We start from the raw sequence: 12471 nt of genomic DNA, 5'->3' as shown, positions 1-12471 counted from the left end.
GGTGAAACCGCCCTGCTGCGGATCGGGATTTCATTATTGCAGATGTACTGCACTTTTCGGTAAAATTCAATTTGGGATTGACGATATGCATAAATAAGGGTAGACGTGATACGCCACCCGGAGGAGGTTATAATGGCGTCCGTAATAGATTCGAGCAGCTTGAGTTCATTGTTCTCGGCCATGTCCGATACGACAGCCCGCGATAACGCTGCCGTAAATGCATTGAACAGCGGCTTGACCCTTTTCCAGAACAAGAAGTACGCGCAGGCGGCCGCCGCCTTCCGGCAGGCGCTTGCCTACAATCCGGGCACGACCGGCAATATCAGCTCGTCCACCTACGATAATATTACGACGGCCTACAGCTATATGGCCCAGTCCTATCTGAAGCTCGGCAAGGACAAGGAGGCCATTTCCGCCTATAAGCAGTCGCTCCAGTTCGACCCTACCCAGGACGATGTCTATGTCAGCCTGGCGAACGTCTATATTCAGGACGACCGCCCGGCCGATGCCGAAAAGGCGTTGCGTACCGCCACGAGGCTCAATCCGCAGAATGTCGTTGCCCCCTATACCCTGGGGCAGCTTCTGGTGCAGCAGGACCGGCCCCAGGAGGCGGAACCCTATTTCAAAAAGGCTGTGAAGCTTTCGCCCAAGGACGGCAACGCGTATTACGGCCTCGGCCTGTCCCTCGAGCAGCAGGGGAAAAACGACGAGGCGATCCAGGCGCTGCAGAAGGCCACGTCGCTCAAGAAGGACTTTACGGCGGCCATCTACGAACTTGGCAATGCCTATGCGAAAAACGGCCAGAGCGACAAGGCCCAGACCCAGATAGACGCCCTGAAGAAGATCGACACGAGTGAAAGCCTTTCCTACGCCTCGACCCTCCAGACGACGATCAAGCAGCCGAAGATCCTGGCGATCGACGTAAGCAAGAGCTCCTTCAACACGACCCTCGGCGCGGTGCCGCTGCTTGCGCTGGACAGCCAGTTCGTCCAGCCCGATGCCTCGAAGGAGGTCTCGGTCAGCTTCATCTTCGATTCGGCCATGGACCCCACGACGGTCAACAACATCAACAACTGGAGCATCCGCAAGGCACAGGGCGCTCTCATCAATACGAATACCGGCCTGTACGACAACGGTGCCTACCGGTCGTCGGACACGGTCGTGCCGCCGGTGCCGACGCGCGTAGTCTACGACCCCACAAAGCAAGTGGCGACCATCTATTTCTCGCTGCGGCAAAACAGTACGGCATCGGGGACCATAGATACCTCCAGGATCGTCTTCTCCTTCAACGGGAAAGACGTAAACGGCAAGAAGATGGATACCACTGCCGACCAGATCGACGGTTTTGCGGGAAAAGCATTCTAGACCCCGGCAGAAATCTTGCATTTATGCCGTTTGAGAGTATAGTTCTACGGATGGCGCCAGGGCGCCGGCACGTAGAGACAGAGTGACGAGACACACGCAAAAAGGGGAACCATTCATCCATGCAACAGTATACCGTCAATGCATATACTGAGATCCAGAAGGAAGGCCTGAGCGGCAGGGAACTGGAGGCTTCCGTAATCTCGCGCGCCGGGCTCATGCTCAAGCAGGTGCAGGACAACTGGAATGCTCCCAACAGAAGCGAAAAGCTTCTGGAAGCGATAAAATTCAATCAGAAGGTATGGAGTTTTTTCCAGGCGGAGCTTGCCGACCCCTCCAATCCGCTCCCCAAAAAACTCCGTGAAGACATCCTCAGCCTGAGCCTCTTCATCGACAAGCGTCTTTTCGAGGTGCTGGCGTTTCCGGACCCGGAAAAACTCTCCATTGTCATCGACATCAATTTCAACATCGCCGCAGGGTTGCGAACCAAAGCGGAACAACCGGCGTAATCCCCCCCTTTCCCCCTGTGCCCGGCGATACCGGAACACTCCTCGGCAATGACCGCAGGAGGGGGGAACATACCCCTGAAGGAGCGGAAGTTTGAGGAACTGTGACGAGTACCTCGCCGCCGCCGTGAGCCTGCACGATGCCGGGCGTTTTCCGGAAGCGCTCTCCCTGTACGAGCAGGCCCGGCCCGTCTGTGCGAACTCTCCCGCCTATTGGAACAATCGAGCCAACACCCTTCTTGAACTCAACCGGCTCGGGGATGCCGCCGCAAGCTATCGGGCGGCCCTTGCCCTGCGTCCCTCCCTGGCGGATACCCGGGTCGCCCTGGCCACCTGCCTCCAGGGGCTGGGGCGGATCGACGAGGCGCTTGCGGAGTGCGACACTGTGCTGGCGACTCACCCCGAGCATGCCGAGGCCCACTGGAACCGCGGCTTGCTCTGCCTCCTCGCCGGCGATTACGGCCAGGGATGGCGCGAGTATGAGTGGCGCTGGAAGAAGCGCCGCTTCACATCGCCCGTGCGGCGGTTCGAAGTCCCGCCGTGGCGGGGTGAGGAGATCGCGGGCAAACGCGTGCTGGTCCATGCGGAGCAGGGGTTCGGCGACACCATCCAGTTTTCCCGGTATCTCCCGCTGGTAGCGGGCCGGGGGGCGGAGGTGGTCTTCGCGTGCCATCCCCCCCTTGTCAACCTCATGGGATCCCTGGGGGGGCGCATTCAGGTCGTCCCCTTCGGCCATCCGCTCCCGCCGTTCGATGTGCATTGCCCACTGTTGTCCCTGCCCGGCATCTTCGGGACCACCCTGGCGACCGTCCCGGCACGGATCCCCTACCTCGCCGTCCCCGCCGACAAGCGCCGCTTCTGGGACAGCATCCTTCCCCCCGGCCCGGGGGTGCGGGTCGGGCTCTGCTGGAAGGGGAAACCATACCCCGACCCCGGCCGAAGCTGCCCGACAGAGCTCCTGGCGGCCTTGGGCCGCGTCCCCGGGGTGGAATTCCATTCACTCCAGATGGACGAGGAACATGCCCGGCTCCCCTTCCCCTGTCGCGGCCTCGCCCCCCTGCTCCTGGATTTCGGCGATACCGCGGCGCTGATCCGCCGGCTCGACCTGGTGATAACCATCGACACGGCCGTGGCGCACCTGGCCGGGGCGCTTGGCGGGGAGACCTGGACCATGCTTCCTGTTGCGCCGGATTGGCGTTGGGGGCTGCAGGGCGGCACCACGCCGTGGTATCCGGACATGCGGCTGTTCAGGCAGGGGGAAATGAACGGGTGGGAGTCCCTCGTGGCGACGGTTTCCGGAGAACTGGCCCAGTGGCGCGCTCTCCGGGGGAGCGCGCCCTACTCCGTCACCAGGGCGTAGCCGCGCCCGCGGAGATGGGCGATTACCTCGGCGCGATGCTCGTGGCCGCGGGTTTCCAGTTCAAGCGCCACGGAGGTCTTGCCCAGGGCGATGGTCTCCGAGCGCCGCTCATGATTGATGAGGGAGATGTTGGCGCGGGTTGCGGCGATATCTGCCGCCAGCGTCGCCAGGGCGCCCGGGAGGTCGTCCAGTTCGATGCGGAGTTTCAGGTAGCGCCCCGCGGCCAGCATCCCCCGTTCCACCACCAGCGCGATGGTCTTGACGTCGATATTGCCGCCCGACAGCAGGCAGACGGTCTTGCCCTTCAGGCCCCGCACCCTGTTGTGCAGCACCGCCGCCAGGGGCACGGCGCCGGCCCCCTCCACCAGCAGTTTCGTCCGTTCCAGAAGCGATACGATGGCCTGGGCGATCTCCTCTTCCTCCACCTTCACGACCTCATCGACGCAGGCGCGGATGATGGGCACCGTCAACCGCCCCGGGCGCTTGACGGCAATGCCGTCGGCGAGCGTCACCTTCACCGGCGCCTCGCAGGGGGCTCCGGCCGCGAAAGAGGCCGACATGGACGGGGCGGCCGTGGATTCGACGCCGATGATGCGGACATGGGGGGCACGCTCCCGCACCGCCGCCGCCATGCCGGCTATCAAACCGCCCCCTCCCACCGGGACCAGCAGATTTTGCACGTCCGGCAGCTGTTCCAGGATCTCCAGGGCGATGGTTCCCTGACCGGCCATGACCAGCTCATCGTCGAAGGGGTGTACGAAGAGGGCACCGGTGGCACGCTGGGCCTCCAGAGCCGCTTCGCAGGACTCGTCGAAATTCTTGCCGGTCAGTACGATGTCGGCGCCGTAATCGCGGGTTGCCTGCACCTTTTGGGGTGGGGTGATCTCCGGCATGTAGATGGTCGCCTTGACCCCCAGGAGATCCGCCGAGAAGGCCACACCCTGGGCATGATTGCCCGCCGATGCGGTAATGACGCCGTGCTTCAGGGCCTCCTTGGTCTGGGCGGTCATGAAGTTGAGCGCCCCCCTGATCTTGAAGGAGCCGGTCCGCTGGAGGTTTTCGCACTTGAAGAACAGCGGCACCCCCAATCTTTCGGCATAATGGTGGGAATAGATCAGCTCCGTGCGGCGGACGCGTTTTCGGAGGCGGTCGTAGGCTTCCGCTATGAGTTCGTGAAAGGGCATGGGACGTGGGCGCTCCAGAGGATAGTCCGATCATAGTACCAGAGGAGCCGGACATGGTCAAATGTGAAGGGCCGCCGTTTTGAGCCCTTGGCAAGTTTTCGCTTTGCTGGTACATTAAACGGAGAACATCTTACAGGAGGCATCATGGAGGCAGAGCATCATCAATTGATTATCCTGGGCGCCGGACCGGCCGGCTACACCGCGGCCATTTATGCCGCACGGGCCAACCTGACCCCTCTTATGATAACCGGACTGCAGCCGGGCGGGCAATTGACCACCACAACGGAGGTGGATAACTGGCCGGGAGAATACGGGGGGGTCCAGGGGCCCGACCTGATGGAGCGCATGCGGCAGCATGCGGAACGGTTCAACACCCGCATGGTCCTGGACAACATCAAGCGTGCCGACCTGCTCCAGAGGCCGTTCGTGCTGGAGGGGGACAGCGCCACCTATACCTGCGACGCGCTGATCATCGCCACCGGCGCCTCGGCCAAGTACCTGGGGCTCCCTTCGGAGCAGGCTTTCAAGGGGAAGGGCGTTTCCGCATGCGCCACCTGCGACGGTTTTTTCTACCGCGGCCAGGATGTGGCGGTTATCGGCGGCGGCAGCACGGCGGTGGAGGAGGCGCTCTACCTCTCCAATATCGCCCGCCACGTGACGGTGGTGCATCGCCGTGAGCAGTTCCGCGCCGAAAAGATCATGGCGGACCGGCTGATCGAAAAGACCAAGAACGGCAACGTCACCATCGAGTGGCACCATGTCCTGGACGAGGTGCTGGGGGACGCCGGCGGCGTGACCGGCATCCGGATCCGCCACCGCAGCGGCTCCACCAAGGAGGTGCCGGTCCACGGCGTGTTCATCGCCATCGGCCACACGCCCAACACGACCATCTTCGAGGGGCAGCTGGATATGGACAACGGCTATATCCGGACCAAATGCAGTCTCGAAGGGAACCTGACGGCCACCAACATCGAGGGGGTCTTTGCCGCCGGCGACGTGCAGGATTACTATTACCGCCAGGCGATCACCTCGGCCGGAACCGGCTGCATGGCTGCCCTGGACGCCGAGCGGTACCTGGAAACACTTCGCAGCTGAGGAGCATGCCATGCCGGCGACCCCTGACGACCTGGACGCCCTGCTGGGCGAAATCCACAAGACCATCCACGACAACCGCCGTTTTCTCCAGGCCCTGGCCGATGACGCCGACAGCGGCCAGGAACGGGATGATGGGGACGACAACAGCGACAACAGCGAGGACGGTGAGGATGAGGATTTCGAGGAACTCTAGGTAGAGCGCCCACGAACGCACAAGGCCCCTGGAAGAAAACTTCCAGGGGCCTTGTGCGTTCGTGCCGGATGTCTAGCAGGCTGTTGAGAAACTCAGGTTGTTCAAAAATAGTCAGATCGTCGCACCCGCGCGTAGCAGCGCTACGCCGCACAAGGAGACTTTCGAGGACGGCGGCGAGATGGCTGTTTTTCAACAACCTGCTAGTGCGTCTAGTGCTTGCCCCCCCGGGGACATCGTGTCCGCCGGCGGCATGGCACTCGCTGCAGTTGGTCTTGTTGATTTCGTCGCCGATATCCACCGGATGCACGAATTCGGTTACCCGTTTCCCGGCGGGGATATTCTCCTGAATCTGGCCGAGCACTTCGTGGCAGAGTTTGCAATCCTTGGAGATCAGCTTGCCCTCGGGCGATTTATGCTTGCCGTCATGGCAGCGGAAGCAGCCAGCGGTGTAGAAATGGCCGATGTGGTTGGGGTAGGTGTTCCACGCCACCTTCATCTTCGGGAAGTAATTGCGCTTGTAGATGTTCTGGATCTGCCCGATGGCCTGGGTGAGGGCGGCGCCCCTCTTGGTCGCGACCTCGGGGTAGTTTTTCGCGTAGTAGTCCCTGATGCCGGCGTCAAGCGCCTTCACGGCCTCCTCGGTCGTCGCGTAGGGCTTTTCGAGCAGCTCCACGGCCACCTTCTTGATATAGGGCAGGCTGCGGTCGATGGTATTGGATGCGAAGTTCCTGTCCATCTCCTCGCCCGGCGAATAGTAGATGTGGGTCGGCTTGTTGTGGCAGTCGGTGCAGTCCATGATGCGTTTCGTCGCCTTGGCGATTTCATCCCGGGAAAGTGGTTTCGAGGGGTCCATGTATTCGGTGATCTTGCCGTCCTTCCCCTTGACCGCCACGTAGGGGATGGTCAGACGCTTCTTGTCGCCGGGGATGAAGGTCACTTCGCGGCCGATATGCCAGTGGATGCCCATGGCGTTGGGCGTCTTGGGGGTGCCGCCGATCTTGATCAGCATGTTGATCTCGCGCGGGGTGTTGTCCTCGTTCGGGGCATAGTGGTAAAAGACCTTCTGGCGGCCTGCGTAGAACTTCTCGGGCCAGTGGCAATGTTCGCAGGTGCCGCGCGCGGGGCGCAGGTTTGCAATGGGGGTTTCGATCGGCGTGGGCCAGGAGTGGGTCAACACCGCCCACACCTGCCGCAGTCCCGAGATCTTTGCCTTGACGTACCATTCGGCGCCGGGGCCGACGTGGCATTCCACGCACTTTACCTTGGCGTGGGGCGAATTCGACCATGCGGTATGCTCCGGTTGCATCACCACGTGGCAGAGTTCGCCGCAGAAGGTGGTGGATTCGGTGAACTCGAATCCCTTGAGGGATGCCGTACCGACCACCAGAAGAAAGACCACCGACGCCAGTATGAAGAAGATGGAAAGCTTGAGGGTGTGGGGGTCGTTCAGGTCGAGGCGCGGCAATCGGGGGATCCCCAGTTCCGGGTTCTTGCGGAAGCGGTTGCGCACCATCCACGCGCCGACCGGGATGAGGACCAGCCCGAAGATGAGCATGCCGGGGAAGGCGAAGTAGACAAACATGCCCATATAGGGGTTTTCCAGGCCGGTGAAGGCTTCAAGGAGCAAAAAGGCAATGATCAGGATGGTTGCGATCAATGCCATGAGTGCCCCGATGATGCTGGTGCCGTTCATCAGATAGCGGTAAATACTCGAATTTTTAAGTTCCAACGTACACCTCCCTGCGTGTCTGTATGCGAAAATAAAGTATACAGTAAATTTAATTTATTACATCGGCAGTTGCGGATTTGTCAAACAAAATAAGTCCGGCTCTTTTTCACGGGCCCGGGCGGTTCCCCTGTCCTCCGATTTCGGGGCACGGGGGCACGGCTGCGGGCAGGGACGGCCTCCGCGTCTGCCGGGGAGCGCGCCACAAAAAAAGGGGGGCGAAAATTCGCCCCCCGGTGGGTCTGGCAGGTGCGGCCCCGGTTAGTGGGCGCCGCTCACAAAGGCGAGGATCATGAGCAGGAGCAGGCCGATGCCGGTGAAGAGGGCGGTGAAGCCGAATCCTTTGACCAGGAAGTCGTAGGCCACGCCGCTGGTCCTCTTGCAGGCGTACTGTTCGGTGATGCCCAGTTCCTCATAACGTTTCCACTGATCGCCGCGCTCCTCAAGCATCTCTTCCTTGCCGATCTGGCCATTGAAGATGACGAAGTCCATGGGGAACTTCTCGGGCCGCCCGTGGGTGTTGAAGAAGTGGACCGAGAAGATGAAGCCGGTGGCCAGCAGGGCCTCGTCCGAGTGGACGATGGTCGCCACGTTGAACGCCCAGCCCGGCAGGAACAGGCCGAAGAATTCCGGGAACCAGAGCATCAGGCCCGATCCGCCGATGGCGAACATACCCCAGAAGACGGCGACAAAGTCGAATTTTTCCCAGTAGGTCCAGCGTTCGAAGGTCGGTTTCGGCCCCCGGAAGAAGAACCACCTGACCATGGCGGTGACGTCCTTGATGTCCCGCAGGTTGAAGCAGAGGGAATCAGGCCCGAACAGGCGCTGGATCGGGTTCCCCGGTATATCCTTCTTGAAGAAGAGGAAGTTGATGCTCATGACCAGGGCCATGCCGAAATAGACGAAGGTGATGCCGGCGCAGATCCGGTGGATGAAACCGGCGTTGGCCGAGCCGCCGTAGAGATTCATCAGCGAGATGGCCCAGTGCTGGGTGCTGAACTTGAGCGGCAGGCCGGTCAGGGAAAGCCCCAGGAAGCTGGTGATCACCAGGATGTGCATGAAGATATGGATGCGGTTGAAGCGACGGTACTGTTTGTGAGCTTCCGGCACGACATGGTGGTATTCGCCGCTGGCCAGCTTGGCGGCCTTTTCCCGGTTCTCCACGAAGCCGCGGAACATCCAGAGCAGGGTGTGAATCCAGAAGATCGTAAAGGTGCTCAGCAGCAGGCCGGTCATGGCGAGGAAGGTGTAGTAGAGGATCGGATACTTCTCCCGGTCCGTATGCTCGCCATGGGCGTAGAACTTGGTAAAGAGCATGGTCGCCTTGGTGTGGCATTTGGCGCAGGTGTTTACCAGGTTGGCCGGGTTGACGCTGGAGTTGGGGTCATCCTTGGGGAGCACCGAGTGGCCCGTATGGCAGTCGGCACACCCCGCGACCTTTTCGGGGAACCCGAGGCGGTAGTTCTTGCCGTGGTAGCTCTCCATGTAGGTCTTGACGGCGACGTTGAAAACGTTGTTGCGCTTCATCATCTCTTCGTCGCTGTGGCATTTCAGGCAGATCTTGGTGTGGAATTCCCGATTGGCGCGGCTTTTGGGGTCGCCCAGGGGCTTGATCTCGTGCAGGCCATGGCAGTCATGGCAGGCGGCCGAATCCTTGTTGCCGGCGGCAACCGCCTTGCCGTGGATCGATTTCTGGTAGACCGACTCCTTGTCGTGGCACTGGACGCATTTGGCGACGACGACGCGTTTGTCGTTCTTCCAGTATTTATGGACATGGATATCGGTATGGCAGTCGGCACACATGACACCCTTGGCAATGTGGACGCTGGCATAATGTTCGGCGTTCTGCTTTTTATGGCAGCGCTCGCACTGGACCTTCTGGACCTTGATCTCCTTTTTCATGTGCTTGGCGAGATCGGTGATGTCCACATGGCAACTGGTACAGGCATTTTTGCCATGGACCGACTCGGCAAACGCCCGCACGGAAATCTTGTCGCCGTGGCAGCCCAGGCAGGTGGCCGGGTCGATTGCCATTCCCTGCTCGGCCAGCGACGGACCGGCCCAGACCATTAGCAGCATCAGAAACGGCAGCAAACGACAGAAAACAAACTGCATGACAGTGCTCCTCCATACCAATAGGGTGTAAAGATGGGTGTATAAATTTAATATACACTACACAACAGCACGTTCTAAATCAACGAAAATTGAATACTGCATACACACTTTCTGGATGGATGCATTGAATAAAGAAGATGAAATTCCAATAGGATAAACAGGGTCTTTAATGGTTGCATAATCGGTGCCCGTACAAATCCCGGCCCAGGGCGGCGACTTCCGACGTGCCGTCCCGGAAGCCGCCTTTCCCGCCGCCTGGCCCCGGGTCGGGCGGCGGGTGCCGGGGCAGGGGGAGAATGTATACCTAACCTCCCGAATTTACGGCCCTTGACATCGCTGTTCCCTTGACTTTGCCCAGGGCTTTTGTTAGCTTGCCATAGAGTTATATATAAACGGTCCGTCGAAAAAATTCTGCCGCTGAACATGCTTCGCGGTACATCCGGAGTGTTCCCCCATGTACAAAAAGCTCTTTATCCCCGGCCCCGTGCCGGTACATCCCGACATCCTCGCCGCCATGGCGTCTCCCCTCATCGGCCACCGCACCAAGGAATATGCCGAAATGCACGGGCGGGTAACCGCCGGGCTGCAAAAGGTCCTGTTCACGGAAGGAAAGGTCTTCCTGGCCACCTCCAGCGCCTTCGGCGTCATGGAGGGGGCCATTCGCAATCTGGTGGGAAAGCGGTGCGCCAATTTCTGCAACGGCGCTTTCTCGGACAAGTGGCACGATGTCACCCGCCGCTGCGGCAAACAGGCCGATGCCATCAGGTTCGACTGGGGCACGCCGGTTACGCCCGAGGCGGTCGAACGGACCTTGGCCACCGGCCTGTACGACAGCATGACCATGATCCATAACGAAACCTCGACCGGGGTGATGTCCCCCCTGCCCGAAATCGCCGAGGTGATGCGCAAATTCCCGGACGTCATGTTTATCGTCGATACGGTCTCCTCCATGAGCGCCCTGAAGATTCCGGTGGATGAGCTGGGCATCGACAGTTGCATCTTCGGGGTGCAGAAGGCCTTTGCCCTGCCGCCGGGCCTCACGGTTTTCACCGCCAGCGACAAGGCGCTTGAACGGGCATCGGCCATGGAAGGGCGCGGCTACTACTTCGATTTCATGGAGTTCGCCGCCAACGACGCCAAACACAACACCCCATCCACCCCCTGCATCTCCCAGATCTTTGCCATGGACCGCCAGTTGGAGCGGATCTTTGCCGAGGGTTTGGAGACGCGCTGGGCGCGCCACCGGGACATGGCCGAGTATGTCCGCCAATGGGCGACCGACCGCGGTTTCGGACTTTTCCCCGATCCGGAGTACCGCTCGCTCACCTTGACCTGCGTCCGCAACAGCCGTGGCATCGACCTGGCGGGATTGAAAAAGAAGCTGGCCGAAATTGGCTTTGCCTTTGACGACGGCTATGGCAAAATCAAAGGTGAGACCTTCCGCATCGCCCACATGGGGGACATGACCCGCCATGACCTGGAGGAACTCTTTGCCGCCATTGCCGGCATCATGCCCGACCTGGCCTGACGTTCAGCCGTTGCAACGGCCCGGCCCGGCACCGACACACAGGAGGAACATGCCATGAAGTGCCCAAATTGCGGTGACAGGACATCCTTGGATCTTGACATGCATTCCGGTGGATTTACTTCGGACGAATCGCCGCTCAAGGAGTGCGGCGCGTGCGGGCTTGTCTGGCGGGTCAAGACCGAGGGGGGCGAGACGAAGATCGACATCATCAAGCCCGCCGACAAGAAATAAAAAAACCCTCCGCAAGGAGGGTTTTGGGACAATATGACGTTTGGGGCGGCGCCCTGGGCGGGTGGCCGCCCCGGCGAGCGAGCCCGGCCTATTCCTTTTCGAAAGCATCCTTGCCCGCGCCGCACAAGGGGCAGGTCCAGTCGTCGGGCAATGACTCGAACGGCGTTCCGGCAGGGATGCCCCGGTCCGGGTCTCCCGTGGCGGGGTCATAGACATATTGGCAGATGGTGCAGATCCAACGTTCCATAGCAATGCTCCTTTGTGGTAGAGATTATTCCCAGCTGATACACTGGACGGGACAACCGTCGATAGCCTGTTGAATGTCCTTTTCAGGGGCGCCGGACGGGTCGAAGCACTCCGCCTTGCCGGCGCTGTTGAAGCGAAAGACCTCGGGGCAGGTCGAAATGCAGAGACCGCAACTGATGCAGCTTTCCTGATCCACAACCGGTCGTTTCATTGGCAACGCTCCTCCCGGATTTCTGGGGAGGTATTGTAGCAGCTTCATGATGGATGTCAACCAAGCGGGAGAAGACGATGATATTTGATGCGGTGGTAGTCGGGCCCCTGTCGGTCAACTGCTTCATACTGGGATGCGAGGAGACCCGCGAAGGGGTGGTGGTCGATCCCGGCGGCGATGTGGAGCGCATCATCCAGTCGGTGCGGCGCCATGGGCTGGAGATACGGTACATCATCAACACCCACGGACATTTCGACCATGTCGGCGGAAACCGCGAAGCGGTGGCGGCGTTCAAGGCCCCGCTGCTGATCCACCAGGAGGATGCCCCCATGCTCGGCCTCGTTGCCGACGTGGGACGCATGTACGGCATCCAGGGGGAGAATTCCCCCGCGGCCGACGGTTTTCTTGCCGATGGGATGGAAATCGGGTTTGGGACCCACCGCATGCAGGTGCTGCATACGCCGGGCCATACCCAGGGCGGCTGCTGCCTCTACCTGGCCGAAGAGAAACGGATCATCACCGGCGACACCCTGTTTGCCGACTCCATCGGCCGCAGCGACCTGCCGGGCGGCTCCCACGACCAGCTCCTGGCCTCCATCCGCAGCAAACTCTTTACCCTGCCGGACGATGTGGCCGCCTATCCGGGGCACGGCCCCGAAACCTCCATTGGCCATGAAAAGCGTCATAACCCCTACTTTTGAGGACCATGACGAT

The 12471-nt window shown here is 60.7% G+C and carries 12 protein-coding genes; 7 read left to right on the top strand and 5 right to left on the bottom strand.

Annotated elements, in window-relative coordinates; translation table 11 throughout:
* The first annotated feature begins 132 nt into the window (after window positions 1-132).
* From FO488_RS17370 to FO488_RS17360, 3 genes are all read left to right on the top strand, one after another.
* Window positions 133-1365: a tetratricopeptide repeat protein gene (locus FO488_RS17370; RefSeq protein ID WP_149211713.1), complete on the top strand. Its 1233-nt coding sequence runs from the start codon at window positions 133-135 to the stop codon at window positions 1363-1365.
* A 119-nt stretch (window positions 1366-1484) separates the two neighbouring features.
* Window positions 1485-1871 (top strand): flagellar biosynthesis regulator FlaF, encoded by a 387-nt coding sequence (gene flaF, locus FO488_RS17365; protein ID WP_149211712.1) that lies wholly within the window; start codon window positions 1485-1487, stop codon window positions 1869-1871.
* Window positions 1872-1962: 91 nt separating this feature from the next.
* The gene (locus tag FO488_RS17360) at window positions 1963-3228 is read left to right on the top strand and encodes a tetratricopeptide repeat protein (protein ID WP_149211711.1); all 1266 of its coding nucleotides are present in this window, start codon (window positions 1963-1965) and stop codon (window positions 3226-3228) included.
* Here the strand turns inward: FO488_RS17360 and ilvA are convergent.
* Window positions 3207-4412, bottom strand: coding sequence for a threonine ammonia-lyase (gene ilvA / locus FO488_RS17355; protein ID WP_149211710.1), 1206 nt, complete (start codon window positions 4410-4412; stop codon window positions 3207-3209). The two genes, FO488_RS17360 and ilvA, sit on opposite strands and share 22 nt — an antisense overlap.
* A gap of 144 nt (window positions 4413-4556) precedes the next feature.
* Here ilvA and trxB point away from each other — a divergent pair, with 144 nt between their 5' ends.
* Complete coding sequence (gene trxB, locus FO488_RS17350; protein ID WP_149211709.1) at window positions 4557-5507, top strand: thioredoxin-disulfide reductase; 951 nt, start codon at window positions 4557-4559, stop codon at window positions 5505-5507.
* Here the strand turns inward: trxB and FO488_RS17345 are convergent.
* Window positions 5423-7393: a NapC/NirT family cytochrome c gene (locus tag FO488_RS17345; protein WP_370514348.1), complete on the bottom strand. Its 1971-nt coding sequence runs from the start codon at window positions 7391-7393 to the stop codon at window positions 5423-5425. The two genes, trxB and FO488_RS17345, sit on opposite strands and share 85 nt — an antisense overlap.
* Before the next feature lie 294 nt (window positions 7394-7687).
* Window positions 7688-9541, bottom strand: a complete 1854-nt coding sequence (locus FO488_RS17340; protein ID WP_149211707.1) for a cytochrome c3 family protein — start codon at window positions 9539-9541, stop codon at window positions 7688-7690.
* A gap of 454 nt (window positions 9542-9995) precedes the next feature.
* Here FO488_RS17340 and FO488_RS17335 point away from each other — a divergent pair, with 454 nt between their 5' ends.
* Both FO488_RS17335 and FO488_RS20375 read left to right on the top strand, forming a co-directional pair.
* Window positions 9996-11069 carry an alanine--glyoxylate aminotransferase family protein gene (locus FO488_RS17335; protein WP_149211706.1) on the top strand — a complete coding sequence of 358 codons (1074 nt, stop codon included), beginning with the start codon at window positions 9996-9998 and terminating at the stop codon, window positions 11067-11069.
* A 99-nt stretch (window positions 11070-11168) separates the two neighbouring features.
* Window positions 11169-11300, top strand: a complete 132-nt coding sequence (locus FO488_RS20375; RefSeq protein WP_255516533.1) for a hypothetical protein — start codon at window positions 11169-11171, stop codon at window positions 11298-11300.
* An 88-nt stretch (window positions 11301-11388) separates the two neighbouring features.
* Here the strand turns inward: FO488_RS20375 and rd are convergent, their stop codons facing one another.
* Window positions 11389-11547, bottom strand: a complete 159-nt coding sequence (gene rd / locus FO488_RS17330; RefSeq protein WP_149211705.1) for a rubredoxin — start codon at window positions 11545-11547, stop codon at window positions 11389-11391.
* A 24-nt stretch (window positions 11548-11571) separates the two neighbouring features.
* On the bottom strand, window positions 11572-11757 hold the full coding sequence (locus tag FO488_RS17325; protein WP_149211704.1) for a ferredoxin: 186 nt from the start codon (window positions 11755-11757) through the stop codon (window positions 11572-11574).
* Window positions 11758-11834: 77 nt separating this feature from the next.
* Here FO488_RS17325 and FO488_RS17320 point away from each other — a divergent pair, with 77 nt between their 5' ends.
* The gene (locus FO488_RS17320; RefSeq protein WP_149211703.1) at window positions 11835-12458 is read left to right on the top strand and encodes an MBL fold metallo-hydrolase; all 624 of its coding nucleotides are present in this window, start codon (window positions 11835-11837) and stop codon (window positions 12456-12458) included.
* The last annotated feature ends 13 nt before the right edge of the window (window positions 12459-12471 follow it).

This window comes from Geobacter sp. FeAm09 (assembly GCF_008330225.1).
Classification (GTDB): Bacteria; Desulfobacterota; Desulfuromonadia; order Geobacterales; family Pseudopelobacteraceae; genus Oryzomonas.
This window is presented reverse-complemented; position numbering and strand designations above follow the sequence as displayed.